This is a genomic window from Catenulispora pinisilvae (assembly GCF_015356865.1).
Lineage (GTDB): Bacteria > Actinomycetota > Actinomycetes > Streptomycetales > Catenulisporaceae > Catenulispora > Catenulispora pinisilvae.
In genome coordinates this window covers 1-20,065 of the sequence record NZ_JAAFZA010000018.1, presented here as the reverse complement: position 1 = coordinate 20,065, position 20,065 = coordinate 1, and the positions used below count along the sequence as shown (strand labels likewise).

18 protein-coding genes are annotated in these 20,065 nt (G+C 69.9%); 7 read left to right on the top strand and 11 right to left on the bottom strand.

Annotation, left to right across the window (positions count from 1 at the left end; all coding sequences use genetic code 11):
• Positions 1 to 91: 91 nt before the first annotated feature.
• Both crcB and IZR01_RS07490 read right to left on the bottom strand, forming a co-directional pair.
• Positions 92 to 454, bottom strand: a complete 363-nt coding sequence (gene crcB, locus IZR01_RS07495) for a fluoride efflux transporter CrcB (protein ID WP_228559017.1) — start codon at positions 452 to 454, stop codon at positions 92 to 94.
• Positions 455 to 459: 5 nt separating this feature from the next.
• Positions 460 to 933, bottom strand: a complete 474-nt coding sequence (locus IZR01_RS07490; RefSeq protein WP_194896399.1) for a fluoride efflux transporter FluC — start codon at positions 931 to 933, stop codon at positions 460 to 462.
• Between the two features lie 199 nt (positions 934 to 1,132).
• Here IZR01_RS07490 and IZR01_RS07485 point away from each other — a divergent pair, with 199 nt between their 5' ends.
• From IZR01_RS07485 to IZR01_RS07475, 3 genes are read left to right on the top strand one after another with little or no spacing between them, the layout of a single operon-like run.
• On the top strand, positions 1,133 to 1,792 hold the full coding sequence (locus IZR01_RS07485; RefSeq protein ID WP_228555159.1) for a PadR family transcriptional regulator: 660 nt from the start codon (positions 1,133 to 1,135) through the stop codon (positions 1,790 to 1,792).
• Entirely contained in the window at positions 1,789 to 2,523 is a 735-nt protein-coding gene (locus tag IZR01_RS07480) for an ABC transporter ATP-binding protein (RefSeq protein ID WP_194896400.1), read from the top strand. Before IZR01_RS07485 ends, IZR01_RS07480 begins: the two co-directional genes overlap by 4 nt.
• On the top strand, positions 2,520 to 5,303 hold the full coding sequence (locus tag IZR01_RS07475) for an ABC transporter permease (protein ID WP_194923378.1): 2,784 nt from the start codon (positions 2,520 to 2,522) through the stop codon (positions 5,301 to 5,303). Before IZR01_RS07480 ends, IZR01_RS07475 begins: the two co-directional genes overlap by 4 nt.
• 116 nt (positions 5,304 to 5,419) lie before the next feature.
• On the opposite strand, the gene IZR01_RS07470 is transcribed toward IZR01_RS07475, so the two are convergent.
• Positions 5,420 to 5,884 carry a DUF8821 family protein gene (locus IZR01_RS07470; protein ID WP_194896402.1) on the bottom strand — a complete coding sequence of 155 codons (465 nt, stop codon included), beginning with the start codon at positions 5,882 to 5,884 and terminating at the stop codon, positions 5,420 to 5,422.
• A 97-nt stretch (positions 5,885 to 5,981) separates the two neighbouring features.
• Here IZR01_RS07470 and IZR01_RS07465 point away from each other — a divergent pair, with 97 nt between their 5' ends.
• On the top strand, positions 5,982 to 6,935 hold the full coding sequence (locus tag IZR01_RS07465) for a serine hydrolase domain-containing protein (protein ID WP_194896403.1): 954 nt from the start codon (positions 5,982 to 5,984) through the stop codon (positions 6,933 to 6,935).
• Between the two features lie 243 nt (positions 6,936 to 7,178).
• Complete coding sequence (locus IZR01_RS07460) at positions 7,179 to 7,625, top strand: nitroreductase family deazaflavin-dependent oxidoreductase (protein ID WP_194896404.1); 447 nt, start codon at positions 7,179 to 7,181, stop codon at positions 7,623 to 7,625.
• Positions 7,626 to 7,685: 60 nt separating this feature from the next.
• Here the strand turns inward: IZR01_RS07460 and IZR01_RS07455 are convergent, their stop codons facing one another.
• The 3 genes from IZR01_RS07455 to IZR01_RS07445 form a co-directional block, all read right to left on the bottom strand.
• Entirely contained in the window at positions 7,686 to 8,549 is an 864-nt protein-coding gene (locus IZR01_RS07455; RefSeq protein WP_194896405.1) for a hypothetical protein, read from the bottom strand.
• Positions 8,550 to 8,702: 153 nt separating this feature from the next.
• Positions 8,703 to 10,808 (bottom strand): glycosyltransferase family protein, encoded by a 2,106-nt coding sequence (locus IZR01_RS50120; protein WP_228555160.1) that lies wholly within the window; start codon positions 10,806 to 10,808, stop codon positions 8,703 to 8,705.
• A gap of 360 nt (positions 10,809 to 11,168) precedes the next feature.
• Positions 11,169 to 12,689 carry an MFS transporter gene (locus IZR01_RS07445; RefSeq protein ID WP_194896406.1) on the bottom strand — a complete coding sequence of 507 codons (1,521 nt, stop codon included), beginning with the start codon at positions 12,687 to 12,689 and terminating at the stop codon, positions 11,169 to 11,171.
• A gap of 160 nt (positions 12,690 to 12,849) precedes the next feature.
• Here IZR01_RS07445 and IZR01_RS07440 point away from each other — a divergent pair, with 160 nt between their 5' ends.
• The gene (locus IZR01_RS07440) at positions 12,850 to 13,602 is read left to right on the top strand and encodes a TetR/AcrR family transcriptional regulator (RefSeq protein WP_194896407.1); all 753 of its coding nucleotides are present in this window, start codon (positions 12,850 to 12,852) and stop codon (positions 13,600 to 13,602) included.
• Positions 13,603 to 13,645: 43 nt separating this feature from the next.
• Here IZR01_RS07440 and IZR01_RS07435 read toward each other — a convergent pair whose 3' ends face one another.
• The 5 genes from IZR01_RS07435 to IZR01_RS07415 all read right to left on the bottom strand — a co-directional run bounded on the left by IZR01_RS07435 (position 13,646) and on the right by IZR01_RS07415 (position 18,307).
• Positions 13,646 to 14,119: a DUF6884 domain-containing protein gene (locus tag IZR01_RS07435; protein ID WP_194896408.1), complete on the bottom strand. Its 474-nt coding sequence runs from the start codon at positions 14,117 to 14,119 to the stop codon at positions 13,646 to 13,648.
• Positions 14,120 to 14,234: 115 nt separating this feature from the next.
• Positions 14,235 to 15,149 carry a hypothetical protein gene (locus IZR01_RS07430; protein WP_194923377.1) on the bottom strand — a complete coding sequence of 305 codons (915 nt, stop codon included), beginning with the start codon at positions 15,147 to 15,149 and terminating at the stop codon, positions 14,235 to 14,237.
• A 99-nt stretch (positions 15,150 to 15,248) separates the two neighbouring features.
• A complete protein-coding gene (locus tag IZR01_RS07425) occupies positions 15,249 to 16,085 on the bottom strand; it encodes a neprosin family prolyl endopeptidase (protein ID WP_194896410.1) in 837 nt (278 codons plus the stop codon).
• Complete coding sequence (locus IZR01_RS07420) at positions 16,075 to 16,878, bottom strand: neprosin family prolyl endopeptidase (RefSeq protein ID WP_194896411.1); 804 nt, start codon at positions 16,876 to 16,878, stop codon at positions 16,075 to 16,077. The genes IZR01_RS07425 and IZR01_RS07420 overlap by 11 nt, the downstream gene beginning before the upstream one ends.
• Before the next feature lie 133 nt (positions 16,879 to 17,011).
• Positions 17,012 to 18,307 carry an alpha/beta fold hydrolase gene (locus IZR01_RS07415; RefSeq protein WP_194896412.1) on the bottom strand — a complete coding sequence of 432 codons (1,296 nt, stop codon included), beginning with the start codon at positions 18,305 to 18,307 and terminating at the stop codon, positions 17,012 to 17,014.
• Positions 18,308 to 18,513: 206 nt separating this feature from the next.
• Here IZR01_RS07415 and IZR01_RS07410 point away from each other — a divergent pair, with 206 nt between their 5' ends.
• Complete coding sequence (locus IZR01_RS07410; RefSeq protein ID WP_194896413.1) at positions 18,514 to 19,923, top strand: helix-turn-helix domain-containing protein; 1,410 nt, start codon at positions 18,514 to 18,516, stop codon at positions 19,921 to 19,923.
• Positions 19,924 to 20,065: the final 142 nt, after the last annotated feature.

Below are 20,065 nucleotides of genomic sequence, written 5' to 3'. Positions count from 1 at the left end.
TCACCGCGCGCGCCGCGCGGCTTCCGCCGGAGCCGCACGGCAGCGCGGTTCACGACGTACCCGGCCTGGAATGACTCCAGGCCACCCGACGTCACACCATGAGCGCCAGCCCGAGTCCGGCCGCCGCGGCCGCCATCCCGGCGGCCAGGCTGATAGCGACGTTCCATGAGGCCTCGATGATCGAGCCGTCCTCGACCAGGCGCATCGTGTCGTGGCTGAACGTGGAGAAGGTGGTGTAGGCGCCGCAGAAGCCGGTCCCGGCGATCGTCACCACGTTCTTGGGCATGCCGTCGTGCAGGGCCAGGCCGGTCAGCAGCCCGAGCACGAAGGCGCCGGTGACGTTGATCGCCATGGTGCCGGTCGGCAGCACGCTCGCCCGGCGGCCGACGATCGCCTTGTCCAGCAGGTAGCGGGCCGGGGCGCCGAGCGCGGCGGCGACGGAGACCGCGAGCATCAGGATCATCGCCGTCCGCCGATCGTCTCGGATTCGGCGCCTGCTTCGGCGGAAACCCCTTCGCGCGAACTGCGGCGCGTGACAATCCCCTGCCCCACACTCAGCCCCAATGCCGTCGCCCCCAGCCCAGCGACCAGGCTCAGCACCAGATTCGCGGCGGCCGTGCCCCAGGCCCCGGCGGAGATCAGCCGGTCCGTGTCCACCATCCACGTGGAGAACGTCGTATAGGCGCCAAGGAACCCGACGCACAGAAACGGCCGCACGTAGGTAGTCGGCGGCCACACCTCCAGGATCAGCACCACCAGCAACGCCAGCAGGAACGACCCGCTCACGTTGATCGCGAACGTCGTGGCGGGAAACGTGTGCGGCGCGGTCGGGAACGCCAGCCCCAGGCCGTACCGGGCCGGCCCGCCCAAGGCGCCGCCCACCGCGATCGCCGCCAACACCCGCCCGGGGTGCGAGTCGGTGCTCGAAACCATCGGTCCATCTCCTACTCGTCGGACGATGACATGCGTCATCGCTATGAGTAGGGACCGTTGGCTGTCAAGGCGACGGCGGTTATACGGCGGGCCCCACCGCCGGGATTCAGCCACGAGTGTACTTGCCGACCACCATGCATACCCGGTATCTATATACCCGTGACCCGCAACCATACCGAGTATGCACGGAGCCGCTGACATGTCCGTCAAACACTCCCTGCTGGCCGTCCTCGCCGACGGCGAGCGCTACGGCTACCAGCTCCGCGCCGAGTTCGAGGAGCGCACCGGGGCCACCTGGCCGCTGAACATCGGGCAGGTGTACACGACGCTGAACCGGCTGGAGCGGGACGGCCTGGTCGAGCCGGCCGGGCAGGACGCCGCGAACCACGTCTTCTATCGGATCACCGATGCCGGGCGGGACGAGTTGTTCTCGTGGTTCGCGCGGCCGGTGACGCGGGCGGAGCGGCCGCGCGATGAGCTGGCCGTGAAGTTGGCGCTGGCGGTGACGGTGGGCGGCGTGGATGTCGCCGCGATCGTGCACGCGCAGCGCAAGCACGCGTTGGCCGCGCTCCAGGACTACACGCGGGTCAAGGCGAGGCTGGATCCCGCCGAGTTGGCCGCTTCGCTGGTGCTGGAGTCGATGATCTTCCAGTCCGAGGCCGAGATCCGGTGGCTGGATCACGTGGAGGCGCGGGTGCTGCGGCATGCGCGCGAGAGCCAGACCACGCGTGTCGAGCGGCCCGCGGATCCGGGCTCTGCGAAGGGCGGCAGAGGCGCCGCGCCGACCGACGGCGACACCGACACAGCCACGCGCACCCCGCGCACCACCGCCACTGCCAGGAAGGGGAAAACCATATGAGCGGCAAGACGATCCTCGAGCTCCGCGGCGTCACGCGGACGCACGGAAAGGGCGCGGCCGAGGTGCACGCGCTGCGCGGGGTGGACCTGGTCGTGCGCGCCGGGGAGTTGGTCGCCGTGATGGGACCGTCCGGGTCGGGCAAGTCCACGCTGCTGTCGCTGGCCGGGGGCCTCGACTCGCCGTCCGGTGGGGAGGTGGTGATCGAGGGGACGACGCTGGCCAGCCAGTCGAAGGCGCAGTTGGCGGCGATCCGGCGGCGTTCGGTGGGCTATGTGTTCCAGGACTACAACCTGATCCCGGCGCTGACCGCGGCCGAGAACGTGTCCCTGCCGCAGGAGTTGGACGGCCTGTCGGCGCGCAAGGCGCGGGTGGCGGCGCTGGCCGCGCTGGCCGAGGTGGGGTTGCGGGCCGAGGCCGACCGGTTCCCCGATGAGATGTCCGGCGGGCAGCAGCAGCGGGTGGCGATCGCCCGGGCGCTGATCGGCGAGCGCCGGCTGATCCTGACCGACGAGCCGACCGGGGCGCTGGACACCGAGACCGGGGAGGCGGTGTTGCGGCTGCTGCGCCGGCGCTGTGACGAGGGCGCCGCCGGGGTGCTGGTGACGCACGAGTCCCGGCACGCGGCGTGGGCCGACCGCATCGTCTTCATCCGCGACGGCCTGGTCCTGGACGAGTCCGCCCCCTTGCAGCACGCCGAGGACCTGCTGGTCGGGGACGAGGCGCAACCGTGAGCGGCTGGGGACTCGCGCTGCGGGTGGCGCGCCGGGAGGCGTGGCGGAACAAGAAGCGCTCGGTCCTGGTCGTGGCGATGCTCGCGCTGCCGGTCGCCGGCGCCGCGGCGGCCGACACGCTGTGGCGCAGTTCGCAGGTCACAGCCGAGCAGAAGGCTGCCTGGAACATGGGCCGCTACGACGCGCTCGTCACCGACACCGGCACTCCGATGTATCAGACCCCGGATATGTCCGGGGCCGGGCCGGTACGGGATCCCGCCGGGAACTCCCCGGCGCCGGTGCGCACGGCACCGGCGACCGTGGCCGGCCTGGCCGCGCTGCTGCCCGCCGGTTCGCATGTCGGCCAGCCGGAAACCCTGGGCCACACGCAGGTGCAGGTGACCAACGGCACCAGCCGGGGGTGGGGGCTGGTCCGGGACACCGATCTCGGCGACCCGCTGCTGGCGGGCACCGCCGACCGGGTCTCCGGCACCGTCCCGGCCGCGCCCGACCAGGTCACGCTGAGCAGCGCGCTGGCCGGGCGGCTGCACAAGAAGGCCGGCGACACTGTCGGACTGCGCACGACCGACCCCGTCACCGGTGCCGTCTCGCCGGTCCTGACCGTGCACGTGAGCGGGATCTACGACAGCAAGTCGGACCCCTACGGCGACGTCTTGTTCGTCCGGCCGGGAATCTTCGGCCCGCAACAGACTGGTGGCGCGGGCGCTCCCAGCCAAGCCACGTTCCCGATCTCCGTGCACGGCGGCGTCGACTGGACCCTGACCAAGCAGCTCAACGCGCAGGGCTTCACCGTGCAGTCCAAACGGCTGCTCGCCGATCCGCCGCCGCGGTCTCAGGTCCCTTACTACCAGTTCTATGCGGGGTACACCGACGCCAGCAACAACGCGCAGCTGGCCGTGGTGGCGATCGCGCTGTCGATGATCCTGCTGGAAGTCGTGCTGCTGGCCGGGCCGGCGTTCGCGGTGAGCGCGCGCCGGCGGCGCCGGGACTTCGGGCTGCTCGGCGCGGCCGGGGCCGACGGCCGGCGATTGCGGCGCATCGTGTTGGCCGACGGTGTGGTGCTCGGTGCCGCGGGCGGAGTGCTCGGCGCCGTCGTCGGGATCGTGGCCTCGGCGGCCGCCCTGCCGTGGTTCGGCCACTACACGCAACAGGCGCTGGGCGGATTCCGGCTCAGGCCGCTGGAGCTGGCGGGCTCGGCGCTGGTCGGCGTCGGCACCGGCGTGGCGGCGGCGGTGGCCCCGGCGATCACGACCGCGCGGCAGGACGTGCTGACCGCGTTGACCGGGCGGCGCGGCGCGGTGAGCACGCCGTGGAAGCTGCCGCTGATCGGGCTGGCCGGTGTGCTGGCCGGCAGTGTCCTGATCGTGTTCGGCGCCTGGCACGGCGGCCAGGAGGTCACCATCACGGTCATCAGCGGCATCGTGCTGGCCGAGCTGGGCATGGTGGCCTGCACGCCGCTGATCGTGACGTGGTCGGGCCGGCTGGCCCGGGTGCTGCCGCTGACCGGGCGGCTGGCGCTGCGCGACGGCGCCCGCAACCGCGGCCGGACCGCTCCGGCGCTGGCCGCGATCATGGCGGCGGTGGCCGGGGCCTCGGCGGTGGCCATGGTCATCAACTCCGACGACGCGCAGAGCCGGCGCTACTACCAGAGCCAGCTGCGCATGGGGCAGGCTGTGGCGCAGCTCGACGACGGCAACTCCGGCGTCGCGGGGGCCGTGGCGGACCGCCTGGTCAAACAGATCGTCGACGTGCTGCCGACGAGCATGGTCGCGATCTTGCAAGGCATCGGCTTCGGGAACGGCCAGCCCCCCGTCCCGGCGCCGGACATCGTGCGCGCACCGGGGAACATGTGCCCGGACCACCTCAACGCCGCCGCGCAGGCCAAGGATCCGCGGTGCGGCCTGGGCCAAAGCGGCCGGATCCAGTTCCTGACCGGTTCCACGTCGGTGGTGTCGGGCGGTCCGGAACTGGTGCGGGCGCTGCTCGGCCGCGACGATCCGGCCGCCGAGGCCATGCTGAAGACCGGCGGCGCCGTGGTCTTCGACAAGTACGACCTGGCGACCACCGGGGCCCGGTCGACCGTCCACCTGGCCATCTCAGGAACCTGCGGCCAACCGGCGACGTGTCCTCCTCAGGACGACAAGCAGGCCACCCTGCCCGCCGCGCTGGTCGACAGCCCGCGCGCGGACGTGTCGGCCATCGTGGCGCCCGGCGCCCTGGACAAGTTCGGCGTGAAGTTCGCTCCGATGGCCGCGCTGTTCGACACCACGCGCATGCCGACCACCGACGAGGAACAGCGGGCCGACGACCTGGTCGCGGCCACCGGCATCAGCGAGAGCTTCTATGTCGAGCGCGGCTACCAGAGCCAGACCTGGGCCGGGATGCTCGCCCTCGGGGCCGTCGCCGGGGTGGTGATGCTCGGGGCGGCGGCCGTGGCCACCGGCCTGGCGATCACCGATGCGCAGAACGATCTGGAGACACTGGCCGCGGTCGGGGCCCGGCCGCGGGTCCGGCGGACGCTGGCCGCGTCTCAGGCCGCTGTCACCGCCGGGCTCGGCGCGGTGCTGGGAGCCGCGTTCGGGCTGCTGCCGGCCGTCGGCCTGATCGAGGCCAAGGCGCAGCAGATCGCCCCCGAGAGCATGTCGTCGGCCCAACAGACACAGTTCGCCCCGCCCTGGCTCTACCTCGGCGTGGTGGTCGTGGCGCTGCCGGTGCTGGCCGCGATCGGCGCCGCGGCGGTCACCCGGTCGCGGATCGAGATGCGCAGACGGCGCGGATAGGGCCGACTCGGCCGCACGGCCGGGTCGGCGAGCGGGGCTCGTATCAGCTGGCTGATACGGGCCCCGACTCGTGTCCGAGCCCGGCTCATGCCTGAATCCGACTCATGCCGAACCGCTCAGTACTCGCCCTTGATCACGAAGAACGACCCGCGGATCTCCCCGGCCAGCTTCGACTTCTGGCGCGCGAACTTGAACCGCTCCGCCAACTCCTCGGGGACTTCCATCCCCTCCGAGAGCTTGAAGCCGACCGCGCGCTTCCCCCCGTCCTCGATCCCGTACATCACGTTGATCGCCAGACCGGATTCGTAGAACACGTACGCCATCCGGAAGCCCTCCACCTCGAACTCGGTGACCTCCAGCGGCTTGGCCGCGATCACGATGTCGCGCTCCTGGGCGAGGATGTGGGTCACCCGTTCCAGGGTCTTCGGGGCCTCGTCGGCGGGGGTGACGGTGAAGACGTGGTCGTACTTGTTCTTGTAGTAGCGCGCCTCGTTGGCCCGCAGACCGGCCAGGGCCGGCGCGACCGGGGAGGATTCCAGGCCGGTGGTGGACACGTTCACGAAGTCGACGACGTAGGGCATGCGCACTCCCGGTGAGGGTTGGGCTGTCTTTCGCAGTGTAATTGGCGACAGTGATCTTTCGCGTGGTCCACTGGGGCGTCGACAGGAAGGGTGGCGGATGGAAACGGCAGGTGGGGGCGTCGTCATAGGCGTGTCGCGGGATGGCCGGCGCACGATCGAGAGGCTGGGGCCGCTCCAGGCCGACGAGACCTCGGTCTTCCGGGTCGCCTCGCTGACCAAGCCGTTGACCGCCGTGGCGACCGTCCGGGCGCTGGTGGATCGCGGGATCGCGCTGGCGACTCCGGCGATCGAGCTGCTGCCGGACCTGGCCGCGGACTGGCGGGCCGACCGGACGATCACCGTCGAGCAGCTGCTCGGCCAGGTCTCCGGGCTGCGGGAGTCGGTCGACGGCGCGACCGTGGCCGCCCTCGGTCAGGGACCCGAGGTGCTCCAGGAGGCCGCGCGGCTGGTGGTACGGGCGGGCAACGAGCGCACACCGGGCGAGGCCTGGTCGTACTACAACGGCAACTACTTCCTGGCCGGCTGCATCCTCGCGGCCCTCGCTGATGACGATGCCGGCACCAGCTACGAGCAGGCCCTCGACGCGATACTCCTGAGCCCGTGGCACCTGACCCGCACCGGCTTCGACACCCCGCCCGCGCCGGTCACCGGCTGGGACGAGCAGACCCCGCTCCCCGTCGAGGCCTACCCGCGCGGCCGACGCCCCAGCGGCGGCCTGTGGTCATGCGTGGCCGACTACCTCTCCTTCGCCGAGCAGCTGCTGGCCGACCCGGCGCTGTTGGCGCAGATCCGGCGCCCCCGCACCCGCCCCGAAGACCCGATGCGGTACGGCCTGGCCTGGGCCCTCGGTCCGTCCGGCCAGATGTACCTGAACGGCCGTCTGGACGGCTACCGGACCGCCGTCCTCCTCGCGCCGGAGCACGGCTACGCGAGCGTCGCGTTGGGCAACCAGACCGGGCTGCTGCCGCAGATCGCCAAGCGCCTCAGCGAGTGGCAACAAGAGTTCACCGGAGACGACCTGGCCGTGGCGATCGACGCCTTCGCCGCCTGAGCCCGCCTTCTCAGCCGCTACATCTCAATGTTCTGCGAAACTTTCTGCGAAAGCATAAGGAATAAGGCTTTCAGCGCCGAGCGGGACGGCATTTATGCCGACAGATGTCGACAGATAGCTGCCGGAATGGCTTTGCCGGCCGCTGAAGCCGGGCCGCGGGCTGCGGGCTGCATCCGATCGGGGCATCATCGACCGTATGACGCACCAGGACTGACCAGAGCTTGCTGAGAAAGGACCACGGCCATGGCTGTCGCCGCTGATCTCGACCACGCCACCGACTCGCAGTGGGATTGGGTCGCCGAGCACACCCGCAAGTACCTGGCCTCGGGCGGTACCGAGGGCCACGAACGGAACGGCGTCCACACGCTGGTCCTCGCCACGACCGGACGCAAGAGCGGGGAGGCGCGCCGCACGTGCCTGATCTACGGCACGTCCGGCGAGGACTTCGTCGTCGTGGCGTCGAAGGGCGGCTCCGACCAGCATCCGTCGTGGTTCACCAACCTCGTGGCGGACCCGAGCGTCGGAGTCCAGGTCGGCCCGCGCCGGTTCACCGCGCGCGCCCGGATCGCGACCCCTGAGGAGCGCCCGGCGCTGTGGACGCAGATGGCGGGCATCTTCCCGCTCTACAACGAGTACAAGGAGAAGACCGAGCGCGAGATCCCGATCGTCCTGCTCACTCCGCAGGACTGATCCCTAGGCGGGACCCATCCCTGGGCGGGACAGATCCGTAGCCGGGAGCCCGGACCCGCACTACAGGGCGCCGAAGGCATCCTTGTCGATGACGACATGCGTCGGCAGGTTCGGGTCCACCAACACCGGAATCTCGGTGCCGGGCGTCGCGACCTGGGCCCGGCGTTCCGGCGACGAGAAGGCCATCCGCAGCTGGGCCGGATAGCGGTCGCCGCCGTCCGGCGGGGTCACTTCGAGCGTCATGTCGACGACGCCGCCGGGGACCATACCGCCGACGAAGCCGGGCAACGTCACATCGCTGGCCGCCCGCACGACGGCGGTGGCGGGCCGGCCGTTGACCACCGGTGCGCCGCCGTCGCCCACGATCTGCACGTGGACGTTGGACTCGCCCCACGCCCCGCTCTGGTGGCCGCCGAAGGCCTCGGCGATCGCGGAGGTGACGGCCTGTGTGAGGTCCACGTTGCCGCCGCCGTTGGTGAACATCCGGCGGGTGCCGGCCGAGAAGGTGGTGCCGCCGAGGAGGCCGGTGCCGCCGCTGAAGAACGCGTCCATCGGGTTCGTCCCGGCATTGGTGTCACCGGCCGCCATCCGGGCCGCGGTCTCGTGGGCCCGTTGCAGATCCTGCAACCGCTGGTTCTCGCGGTACTGCTTCCCAGTGAGCACCTGCTTCCACAGGATCTTGAATTTGTACGGCCGGGAGCGGTCGACGAGCACCGGCAGGTCCATACCGGTCATCACAAAACGCCGGCTCGGTTCGGAGGTCTTGCGCGAGATCGGCGTCGGGTCCAGGCCGGGGGCGCTGATCACCCCGACATAAGTCACCGACGAACCGTTCCAGTCTTTGGCGGTCAGCCGCAATGTGCCCGGCACCGGATCCCGATAGCGGTGCATGAGTCGCCAGACACTCAACCTCAGATCGCCCATGCCCGCCATTCTGCGCCCGGCCACTGTCACGGGGAAAGAGTGCGGAGGTCACGGATAAAGCACACCGCGGGAATGGACTTTCCGTTGCCCGGCAACGGCCTTTCTCGCCGCCGCCGGGCAACGGGTACTCGCCTTCTGGCCGAGATCAACGCATCAGGAGTCGAAGACCATCGAGGTGACCGTGGCCGGATCCCTCTTGTCCCAGATCGGGTAGAGCGTCGTCGCGGTGCCCTGGTGCACGACGCCGGACTTGTCCTGGACCGTGAACACCACGTCCTCGCCGTACTGGCTCACCTGGCGGCTCAGGATCTTGACGGTGTCCGACCGCACCGTCGAGTCCAGCGACAGTCCCTGGCCGAACGCCTCCGACATCTCCACGTCCTGCCCCATCGAGCTGGGGTGGACCACCGCGGTGCCGTCCTTGTCCCGGGTGGCCCAGCCCGGCTGGTCCGGGGCCGTCGGCCGGTAGCGCATCGTGTGGACCCAGTCGACCGCGCCCTGCAGGTTGCCGCTGTCGTGGGCCAGGCCGACGGCCTGGTCGAAGAAGATCTTCAGGGTCTGCTCGGCCGGCTGCACGGCCAGCGGTTCGACCGCGTAGCTCGTCCCGCCTTGGGCCGCTTCGTAGGAGGGCGAGGTGGGGACGGCTGCGGTCGAGGACCAAGAGCCGTTCAGCGAGACGCCGACGACGACCGCCAGGACCGCGGCGTTGAAGGCGAGCTGCGGCTTCCAGCGGTCCTGGCGCGGCTGGTCCAGGCCCAGGAACCGGCCGGGCTTGGTGGCGGCCATGGCGCCGGTGAAGCCTCGGGGCCGGCGCTGCGCCGGGATGCGGAGGAAGTCGGTCACGGGATCGGTCGCGGTGTCCGTGGCGGTGTCCGTGGCGGTGTCGGTCGCGGCGTCGGTCGTGCTGTCAGCCGCGGTGCCGGTCACGGTGCCAGTCGCGGTGCCAGTCGCGGTGCCGGTCGTTACATCGATGGCAGCGACTGCGGCGATGGCCTTGGCCTCAGCGGCTTCCACGTCGGCGAGGGCTACGCCAGTGGCTGCGGCAGTAGCCACTGGCTCTACGCCCGGCTGCTTCTGATAGTTGGTGAGCAGCAGCTGAATCAGCTGGCCGGCCGCGACCGCGGCGGCGGGGAACATGATCATCTCGTAGCGCATGTAGCCGGAGAACCCGACGCCCGCGGTGATGATGTAGGTCGCCCCGACCGCCCCGATGAAGACCGCGGTGGCGTCGGAGGCGAAGCGGGCCAGCACCGAGACCCCGGCCGCGATGAGCAACGCGTACAGGATGCGGTCGGTGTGCCACATGTAGGTGCACGCTTCCTGCGTGACGATCTTCAGGTAGTGGATGAACTGCCGGAGGATGCCCCAGTACGTGGTCTGGCCGCGGCCGAGGACACCGGCGGTGTCGGTCTTCACCAGCATCATCGACAGGACCTGGATCACCACCGTGGTCGCCGCCGTCACCAGCAGCGAGCTCAGCCAGCGGTTGCGCCAATCGCGCTCGCGCACCAGCACCCACAGCCATCCGGCGCCGGCCATCGCCGGGGCCAGCACGCCGACCTGCCGGGTCAGGGCGATGAACACCGAGGCCGCGCCCAGCCACACCAGGTTCGCTGCGCCGGTGCGGCGTTCGATCGGCAGGTTCGCGACGATCACCGCGGCCAGCCCCATCGCCAGCGTGTCGGTTCCGGCCCAGGTGAAGCCGGTGACCGGGACCGTGATGCTGAAGCCGACGGCGACCAGGGCCGCGACCGCCGGGCCGTAGAGCCGTTGCAGCACGCGGGCGATCGCCCAGACGAACAGCACCGTGCCCAGCACGGGGATCGCGAGCGAGCCGCCGGACAGGCCCCACATCCAGATGAACGGGATGGACAGCACCGGGTAGAGCATCCGGGTGCGCACCATCTGCCAGGTCGGATCGTTGTCCGCGAAGTACCAGGGCGACACGTGCGTGCCCGGCGAGACCAGCTGCTCGGTCTGGACCGAGTGGGACCAGGAGAACCCCATATCCCGCGACATCATCGGCAGGTAGTAGCGGCTGTCCGGCGGGTGGTTCCAGCCCTGGCGGCTGGTCAGCTGCAAGGCCAGCGTCGCCGCCATCATCGGGAAGATCACCAGCAGCACGCCGAGCCGCACCCCGAACAGGTCCCGTCCCAGGAAGGACGAGACCAGCTCCGGAATCCGGCGATGTGGTGGTCGGCCGCCCGCGAAGACCGATGGAATCTCCGCCATCTCGGGGACGACAGTGTCCGTGCTCATCCAGTCCACTCCTGATCCACCGAACCGCTGACGAGGCACGGCGCCGATACCGCCGTCTCGAAAGCACTGACTCACCAACACGCGGATTCGGTTGCAAGGCATGGCCCGCGAATGAGCGGGCGGTGGCGCGAGGTGGGCGAATGTCCGAGAGCGGAAGAGATCAGCGCGGCCAGACGGCGGATCGCCGCTGACCGCGCTGATCATACTTGGCCGGAGAACATGGTCCCGCACCAGGTCACACCCGATTGGCCGGGGGTGACTCGGTGCGGGCGACTGGTTATGCGCGGCCGGTCACGCGCAGTGAGTCAGGCCTAGTGAGTCAGGCCTAGTGAGCCACGCGTGGCCGTCACGCGCAGCGGATCACGCGTGGATGGCCGGGGCCGCGTCCGGATCCGCCGGGTCGGGCTTGCCGGCCCGCAGGATGAGGCCGCAGATGAAGGCGCCGACACCGAAGATCGCGGCGGCCCACCAGAAGGCGACGACATAGCTGTGGATCGCGGCGTTGGCCTGCACCACCGGGCTGGCCGCGTTCTTGCCGACCAGGTAGCCGGTCAGCGCGCTGGCCGCCAGCGAGTTCAGCAGCGCGGTGCCGATCGAGCCGCCGATCTGCTGGGCGGTGTTGACCATGGCCGAGGCCACGCCGGCGTCGTGGGACTCCACCCCGGAGGTGGCGGCGTTCATCGCCGGGGCGAAGATGGCGCCCATGCCGATGCCGACGAGCACGGTCGGGCCGAGGATGTTCGCGGCGTAGCTGGAGTGCAGCCCGATGCCGGTGAGCCAGACCATGCCGCCGCCGGCCACCAGCATGCCGACGAAGACCAGGATCTTGGCGCCCATCCGCGGGTAGAGCTGGGTGGTGCTGATGGTCGCGGTGACCATCAGGGCGGCGACCATCGGCAGGAACGCCACACCGGTCATGACCGGGCTGTAGCGCAGGATCTCCTGCAGGTAGTAGTTCAGGAACAGGAAGACGCCGAACATACCGATGCCGGTAAGGAACATCGCCAGGTAGGACCCGCCGCGGTTGCGCTCCAGGATGACGCGCATCGGCAGCAGCGGGTGCTTGGTGCGGGTCTGCCACCAGATGAAGCCGACCAGCAGGACCACGCCGGCGGTCAGGAAGCCCCAGGTACCCGGGGCGCTCCACGGGTGCGACTCGGCGTTGGCGAAGCCGTAGACGATGCCGAACAGACCGGCCGAGACCAGGACCGTGCCGGGGATGTCGAGCGAGGGCCGGTCGGCGCTGCGCGCGTGCCGCGGGATCAGCACCGCGGCGCCGGCGATCGCGATGACGCTGATGCCGACGTTGACGAACAGCGTCCAGCGCCAGTTCAGGAACTCGGTCAGCACCCCGCCGAGCAGCATCCCGATCGCGGCGCCGGAACCGGCGATGCCGCCGAACACGGCGAACGCGGTGGCCCGCTCCTTGGCCTCGGTGAAGGTCGTGGACAGCAGCGAGAGCGCGGCCGGGGCGAGCATGGCGCCGGCCACCCCCTGCAACGCGCGGGCCAGCACCAGGATCTCGAAGTTCGGTGCGGCACCGCCCAGCGCCGAGGCCGCGGCGAACCCGACCAGCCCGATCAGGAACATCATCCGCCGCCCGATGACGTCGGAGACCCGGCCGAACAGCAACAGCAGACTGCCGAACGCCAGCGAGTAGGCGGTGACGATCCACTGCCGGTCGCCGTTGGAGAAGCCCAGCGACTTCTGCGCGTCGGGCAGCGCGATGTTCACGATCGTGACGTCCAGCACGATCATCAGCTGCGCCAGCCCGATGACCGCCAGGATGAGCCACCGCTTGGCGTGGTTCGGGTCGGTGTGAGCGGCGGGTGGGGCCAGGTCCGTCTGTGGTCCCGCGCCGGTCGTGTCGACATCTGCCATGGTTCTCGTCCCCTGCATCCGGAGAAGCCTCTTCCACTTACTCGACACGACTGTACCAGCCAAGTGGAATACTTGCCTCCACATGGAGACCGGTGTTCCATTTAACTGCGTCTAAGATTCACCTGGATCGCCGGGAGGCGGCACGAGGCAGGAGCGAACAGTGACGAAAACGAAGATCGAGGAGGCCGAACCCCAGGTGGCGACCGCCCCCGCACCTCCCACCGGACCCGCGGCCCGCCCGCTGCGCCGGGACGCCGAACGTAACCGGCAGCTCATCTTGGACACCGCCAAAGCGGTCTTCGCCCAGCGCGGCCTGGACGCGTCACTCGATGAGGTGGCCCACGCCGCCGGCCTCGGCGTCGGCACCGTCTACCGCCGCTTCCCCAACCGCGACGCCCTGATCGACGCCCTGTTCGACGACATGCTCCGGTCCATCGAGCACATCGTCGCCGAGTCCCTCGCCCTGCCCCGCGCCTGGGACGGCCTGATCCACTTCATGAGCTCGATGCTGGAGTCCCAGGGCCGCGACAAGGCCCTGCGCGACCTGATGCTCTCCCGCCAGAAGTACCTCGACCAGTGCGAGCAGGACAAGGAAGAAGTCGTCCGCGAAACCGTCGAGCCGGCCCTGTACGCCCTGATCGACCAGGCCAAGGCGCAAGGCGACCTCCGCCCCGACGTGGTGCCGACGGACGTGGGCGTACTGCTGATCTCAGCGGTCGGCGTGGTCGACTTCACCGCCCCGGCCGACCCCGACGTCTGGCGCCGCCACTTCACCATCCTGCTCGACGGCCTGCGCGCCCGCCCCGCCGACGGGAACGCCGCGCTCACGCCCGCGGCACTGGACGACGAGCAACTCGAGGTGTGCATGACCGGGTGGAAGTACGGGACGCGGGAGACACCTCGGCGGCGGTAGGGGAAAACCCGCGAGATCGACGATGAGGCGGCCCGGCCTCGGGCTATCGCGACTCGTCCCCTGAATCGCTCGCGCCCGCTGTCTCCCCGCGGATCAGGGCGCCGAGGTACCCGATCGGGGAGGTGAGCGCGGAGGTGTAGGCGGCACCGGCGCAGATCTCCACGACGTCGCCGCGGCCGAGCGAGCTGACCAGGCACAGCTGCTCGGCCACGAAGCGGCCCCAGGCGCGCCGGTAGTTCACCGACTGCTGCGCGAAGGAGAAGGAATAGGGTGCGAGGAGATCGTCGGGGTCGAGCAGCCCCCAGCGGCCGCTGACCACGAACCACGGCACACCGCTCGCCTCGGCCCGGGCCCGCCGGTGTGCGAACTGTGGGCTGACATACAGGTCGCGGGCCGCGGCGGGCTCGTTCAGCTGCGCCTTCCCACCCCCGACGAGGATGACGGACACTGCGGTCGACGAGGCGGGCGAGGACTCGGCGAACGGTGTCGCGGGTCCGACACCGGGGCGCGTAGGCATGGCAGATAGCTACACGATCGCGGCGCGGCGCGCCAACCGGGGAGGCGCGCGGGTGACAGTACAGAGCCAGGAGACGTCTGCCCGCCGGACGGGGCGAACGTTGCCTGCCACGGCATTAGTCGGCTCCGATCACCTGAAAGCTCGAGTCCTCGAAGATGTGGTGCATGGAGGTCCCGATGTCGTGCACCTCGTAGTCCCCGTCAGGCAGCTTGACCACCCGGTCCACCAGTCCGCCCGGGTACTTGGCCAGCGCCGCGGCGACCGCCTGGTCGGCCGTGGCGGCGTCGACGATCGTGCCCTGACCCTCGGTGTAGTCGGTGGGGATCGTGCCGTAGGTCTTCGACGTGTTCTGCTGCCCGCGCTGCATCGCGGTGACGTCCGACGAGGCCGTGGTGTAGGGACTGCCCTTGGGCTCGACGGTGACCTGGGTCGCGGTGATCGTGGTGCCGTCGACGGTGCCGAGTACCAGGACTCCCGCGCCGGCCGTGACGGCGTTCGCCGAGGCGGCGGTGCTGGTACCGCTCGTCGCGTCCTGGTAGCCGGTGGTCTGGCTCCCGGTGACGGTGAGCTGCGAGCCGACGGTCGTGGTGACGGTGAAGCCGGAGCCGGACACGCTGCTGACGGTGCCGGAGGTGCCGCCCGGTTCGTTGGTCGAGCGGGCGTTGGATCCTTGGCCGCCGCCGGCACCGCCGGCACCGCCGGAAGCGCCGGAAGCGCCGGAAGCGCCGGAAGCGCCGGAAGCGCCGCCGGAAGTACCAGCACCGCCAGCACCGCCAGCACCACCGGCACCGCCCGCACCGCCGCCGGGCGGCTGATTCTGACCGCTGGAGGCAGCCGTCGAACTGCCCGACGACCCGGAGGTCACAGCGACGCCGGTCGCGATCCCGGCCACCGCGAGCACTGCGACGCCCGCGCAGACGACCACGTTCCGCCTGCGTGAGAAGAAGCCATGTCTTGGAGCCGCACCGCCCGACGGACCGCCGCTCTCGGAGCCATCGTGCTGCGTGTCGCTGGGGTAGAAGTCGTTCATACTGAACAATCCCCTTCGTGAGCTGACTGTCCCTCCAGGCTGTGATCCCTTCATTTGCTTCGGCTGTGGGCGGCGTGAAAGGCGTCTTAGAAAACCGCCTCAGCCGCAAGCACCGGTCCCGGGCCCGCCGAGCCGGAACGAAGTCGCCGTCACCTGACCGGCGTCATACCGGCTCGGGCTGGTGGCGCTGACCGCCAGGTCCGGCGCGTCGGTCGTCCCGGCGATGCGGTAGTCCCGTATCCAGGACGAGCCGCCGCTGCTCCCGAACCGGCCGTCGCCCATCTGCGTGCAGCTCGGGGTGTCGGTGGTGTTCTCGGCCACCTCGCCGAACACCGACACCAACTGCGCGCTCTGATACGTCCCGTTCCACAACGCGCCCGGGAAGTACCCGACCGGCTCGTCGCGGAAGAAGACCCACCAGTCGCCGCCGATGTTGCGGATGGCGAAGTGTGCCGCCTCGTTTGGATGCAGCGCCATGCCGGGCCGGATCCAGGGCGAGACCTGCACGAACCCGCAGCCGTTGTAGCAGCTCTCCTGACCGTCGACCCAGTGGTAGACGAACAGGTGCGGCCGTGCGTCGCCGTTGAGCTCGGGATCGACGGTCCAGCCGATCTCGACGGTCGAGGTCCGCGCGGTGTTCTGGAGCGCGATCTCCTGCAAGCTGTGCTCGCCGGTCTGCGCGGGGTTGACGATCGGCGCCTCGACCTTCATCTGGACGCTGACGCCGGTTGTGTTCGTCCACTGATGTCCGCTGACGTAGTCGTAACACGCGCCGTACCAGCAGACGGGACCGCTGTTCGTCGCGGCCGACGCCGCCGTGGGCACCGCGGGCCCGGCCACACCCGAGCCCGCGACGGCGCCGGCCGGAGCGCCGACCAGACTCACCGAGAACAGAGCCAGCGCCGAGACAAGCCCGACCCGCAACTTAGCAAGCACCAGGACCTCCAAGAGTGAAAGACGTCCCGGTCACCGACCCGTAGTCATACGAGCCCGGATCGCTGGCCGTGACAGTGAATTGCGGCTGATCAGCCGACCCCATGAGCTGGTAGCCGGAGATCGACGACGCCGCCGCGCCCTGGCTGCCGAAGACGCCGTCGCCCATCTGCGTGCAGCTGGGCGCCTTGTCCGCGGCCACCTCGCCGAACGCCGACACGATCTGGGCGCTGGTGAAGGAACCGCCCCACTCAGAGCCGGGGAAATAGCCGAAGGCGACGTCGTTGTAGTACGCCCACCAGTTGCCCTCGTAGTACCGAAGCGCGAACGCCCCACTCGTACCCGGGGTCAAAGCCATTCCGGCCCGGACCGTGGAAGACACCTGTACGAATCCGCAGCCGTTGTAACAAGTCGACTGACCGTTGATCCAGTGATAGACGAACAGATGCGGCTGATAGTCCCCGTTGGTCTCCGGATCGACACTCCACCCGATCTCGACGGTGTCCCCGGAAGCCGTACCGCCAGAGGTCTGTAGAGCAAGCTCTTGTAGGGAATGGCCGTCGGCCGCGACGCCCCCAGGCGCTTCCTGCGCCATCGTCACTGAAGCACCGGTCGTATTCGTGTCCTGCCGACCGGTGACATAGCTGAAGCAGGACCCGTACCAACACTGCGCCGCCTGAGCACTGCCGGCGGGCAGCACGACAGCAGCGCCAGCAGCCACCACGGTCACGGCGGCGGCCGCGCTGACCGCGCCTATTCGGGTTCTGAGATTGCCGCGAAAAGCTCCAGAAGGCATGCGTTTACCTCGAAACGAAGTCGATGGGGAGCGAAGTGTGAAGCGAGCTATGAGGCGAATTGCGCAGCGCGAGTGTGAAGTGCAAGTGTGAAGTGCAAGCGTGCAGCGAACAGTCAGCCCGCGAAGCGAACGCTCAACGCGCCTCGCGCGCCATCCCCAGCAACCGATCGAGCACATCCGTGCCACTGGTCGTGAGGCCGTCATGCTCGTGCTCATCGGTCACGCGGGTAGTCAGCCCCCGAATCGCGCCGGCGGTCGCGAGCGAATGCTTGGTGTCGACGTACAGATCGTCCGTATAGACCGTCGCGAACACCGGCACGTTGTTCCCCGCCAACACGCCGACGTCATATAGCGGCCCCCAATCCTCGCGCCCGGCAATCACCTCGGCCACGTCCCGCAGCGGCCGCAACGCCGGATCCGTCCGGAAGTGCCAAGGGTGGATCGTCTCGCCGGTGAACAGCACCGGAGCCGCGGTCTCCACCAGCACCTTCTCGGCATCGAAGCGCGGGAACTCCTTACGCACCCGGCTTGCGGCCCAAGCCGTGGCCACCGAGCCCTGCGCGTAAATGGCCTCGTGCATCACCGCGTACAGAGGCCGTTCGGCAAACGACAGCGCCGTCTGGACCTGCTGCTGAAAGCGGTCCGAAAGCTCCGGCCGGTGCGCCGCGGCCGACGCCCGCACGAACGCGTCTTCCAGCAGATAGTGCAGCTTCTCCACACCATCGGTGGTCCCGAGCACGATCCCGAGCGACTGAAACGCCTCGACCGTCAGCAGCGTCCCGTCCGGCAGCACCGTCTCGTGCTCCCGCAGATGCTCGGCGATCGCGCGCGCCGTCTGCACATCCTCCGGATGCCGGTGGTAGAACAACGCGTTCTTGTCCTCCATCCGCGGATAGGCGGCGCGGTAGACGTCGTCCGCGTCCCCTTCTAGCGTCGGCAGTCCGCCGGTGATGAAGACCTCTGCGAGCCCTTCGGGAGCCGTCGAAAGATAGCTGACCGCACAGAATCCGCCGAAGCTCTGCCCCAGCACGCTCCAAGGAGCGCCGCCGGTCAACCGCCGCCGGATGAACTCCGCGTCCCGCACGATCGAGTCCGCCCGGAACGCCGCGAGGTACTCAGCCTGCTGACGTGCGTCCCCGCGCGACGGCAGCGTCTGGCGCGTGGCCGGCGTGGAACGCCCGGTGCCGCGCTGGTCGAGCAGCAGCACCCGGTAGTCCTTCAGCGCGCGGCTGATCCAGCCGCTCGCCAAGTCGGCCGGGAGTGGCCGAGGCGAACGGTGCCCGGGCCCGCCCTGGAGATACACCAGCCACGGCCGCGTCTCGTCCGCGGTGACCTCGCGGGCGTAGACCTCGATCTGTTCCCCGCCCGGACGGTCGTGGTGCAGCGGAACCGTGAACAGGTGGTCGGTCAGCCGGATCCCCGATGGCATAGTGCCTCACCCCCTAGTTAAATGAAGCAGTAACTCCATTTAGAGTGATGGTTAAGCTAGGGCACTCAGCCGGATGCCGCAAGACCCCCGCTACCGCTTCGTGGTAGGGAGTGCGTGGTAGGAGTCCGTTGAGCAGCCGGGTTTGTAGTGGTTCGCAGTCAGGTGAGCCGTCAGGATCTGAGAGAAGGAAGAGGGGGAGCGGCACGATGCCCCTGTCCGGCGACGGCCAACAGACGCAAGGCCAGATCGGGACCCGCCTTCAGGAACTGCGCACGCGGCGCGGCCTGACCCAGCGTGCTTTGGCGGAACCCGGATACACCGCGGCCTATGTCTCCACGTTGGAAGCCGGCAAGGCCCGTGCGTCGGAGGCGGCGCTGCGCTACTTCGCCGAGCGATTGGCGGTCAGCTATGAGGAACTGGCGACCGGCATACCCGCGGGGCTGCGGGCGGAGATCCGCGAGGGCTTGGTGGAGGCGAACGCGGCGGCCGACGACGGCCGTGCCGCCGAAGCCGAGGCGCTGTTGGCCGACCTGCTGGATCGGGCCGCGCGCAACGACGTCCCCGATCTGGTCGCCGAGGTACGCGTCACGCTCGGCTCGTTCCTGCTCCGCCGGGGCGAGCTGACCGCCGGCCGGGACCAGTTCGAGCAGGCCGAGGCGCTGTTGGCCGATCAGCCGCTGTTGTCGCGGGTGCGCGCCATCCGCGGCCGCGCGACCGCGCACTACCTCGAAGGCGACGTCCGCTACTCCTGCTATCTACTGGAGAGCACTATCAGCGAGCTGAACGGCGGCGGGCTGCCGGATCCGGCTTCGCTGGTGCTGCTGTACGCCGCGGTCATCGGCCCCTACCTGGAGTTGGGCGCGCTGGAGCGGGCCACGAAGGCCGCGACGCTCGCCCTGGATCTGGCGGCCCGCGTCGCCGATCCGGTCGCGGTCGCCACGCTGCACCGCTCGGTCGCCCGGACCCTGGCCGCCGGCGGCCGGTTCGACGAGGCCGAGGCCGCGCTGGTCAAGGCGCAGGACGTGTATCAGCAGTGGGAGATACGCGCCGAACTCGCGCAGTGCCATTGGATGCGCGGCTACCTGTACGCCCAGCACGAACGCCTCGCGGACGCCGAGATCGAGCTGCGTACGGCCGCGAACATGCTGCGCGCCGCGGACGCCGCGTTCTACGCCGTGCAGGTCGAGGTCGAGCTAGCGGACGTCCGCTGGCGCCTGGGGCACGCCGCCGAAGCCGGGGAGCTGCTGACCCGGCTGGTGGCCGACCTCGGTCCGGGGCACGGCGCGGTGCACGCCGCCGCGGCGCATCGGCTGCTGGGCCTGATCAGCGAGGGCGCCGAGGACGCGGCGGCGGCGGAGCGGCACTATCGCACGGCGATCGAGCTTCAGCAGGATGCCGATGTCACCGGCGACCTGGCCGACACCTCGCGCCTGCTCGGCGATCTGCTCGACCGGCAGGGGCGGACGCGCGAGGCGGTGGCGGCGTATCGCAATGGGCTGATGGGGACGGCGCGGCCGGGTACGACGACGCTCGGCGCCGCGCCGCTTCCGCCGCCGGTGATTCCGGCCCTGGATCCGGTGCATCGGGCTGTGCACGGTGCGACGAGCCAGGGCTGAGCGGTTGAGCGACTGAGAGGCTGTCCGAGATCCCGTCAGGCTGCGCGTGATAGCACCGTGCGTGGCCTGGCGAGGCGACGCGCCATCAACATGATCATGCTGATCGTGACCATCGCCTCGTGATTCTCCGGAAGGCGCTCAT

What these genes read in the sequence shown, in the direction of transcription:
- IZR01_RS07445 (WP_194896406.1), bottom strand. Translation starts at nt 12,689, where the DNA reads ATGGCAGATGTCGACACGACCGGCGCGGGACCACAGACGGACCTGGCC.
- IZR01_RS07430 (WP_194923377.1), bottom strand. Translation starts at nt 15,149, where the DNA reads ATGAACGACTTCTACCCCAGCGACACGCAGCACGATGGCTCCGAGAGC.
- IZR01_RS07490 (WP_194896399.1), bottom strand. Translation starts at nt 933, where the DNA reads ATGGTTTCGAGCACCGACTCGCACCCCGGGCGGGTGTTGGCGGCGATC.
- IZR01_RS07470 (WP_194896402.1), bottom strand. Translation starts at nt 5,884, where the DNA reads ATGCCCTACGTCGTCGACTTCGTGAACGTGTCCACCACCGGCCTGGAA.
- IZR01_RS50120 (WP_228555160.1), bottom strand. Translation starts at nt 10,808, where the DNA reads ATGAGCACGGACACTGTCGTCCCCGAGATGGCGGAGATTCCATCGGTC.
- IZR01_RS07480 (WP_194896400.1), top strand. Translation starts at nt 1,789, where the DNA reads ATGAGCGGCAAGACGATCCTCGAGCTCCGCGGCGTCACGCGGACGCAC.
- IZR01_RS07485 (WP_228555159.1), top strand. Translation starts at nt 1,133, where the DNA reads ATGTCCGTCAAACACTCCCTGCTGGCCGTCCTCGCCGACGGCGAGCGC.
- IZR01_RS07415 (WP_194896412.1), bottom strand. Translation starts at nt 18,307, where the DNA reads ATGCCATCGGGGATCCGGCTGACCGACCACCTGTTCACGGTTCCGCTG.
- IZR01_RS07455 (WP_194896405.1), bottom strand. Translation starts at nt 8,549, where the DNA reads ATGGGCGATCTGAGGTTGAGTGTCTGGCGACTCATGCACCGCTATCGG.
- IZR01_RS07410 (WP_194896413.1), top strand. Translation starts at nt 18,514, where the DNA reads ATGCCCCTGTCCGGCGACGGCCAACAGACGCAAGGCCAGATCGGGACC.
- IZR01_RS07420 (WP_194896411.1), bottom strand. Translation starts at nt 16,878, where the DNA reads ATGCCTTCTGGAGCTTTTCGCGGCAATCTCAGAACCCGAATAGGCGCG.
- crcB (WP_228559017.1), bottom strand. Translation starts at nt 454, where the DNA reads ATGCTCGCGGTCTCCGTCGCCGCCGCGCTCGGCGCCCCGGCCCGCTAC.
- IZR01_RS07465 (WP_194896403.1), top strand. Translation starts at nt 5,982, where the DNA reads ATGGAAACGGCAGGTGGGGGCGTCGTCATAGGCGTGTCGCGGGATGGC.
- IZR01_RS07460 (WP_194896404.1), top strand. Translation starts at nt 7,179, where the DNA reads ATGGCTGTCGCCGCTGATCTCGACCACGCCACCGACTCGCAGTGGGAT.
- IZR01_RS07435 (WP_194896408.1), bottom strand. Translation starts at nt 14,119, where the DNA reads ATGCCTACGCGCCCCGGTGTCGGACCCGCGACACCGTTCGCCGAGTCC.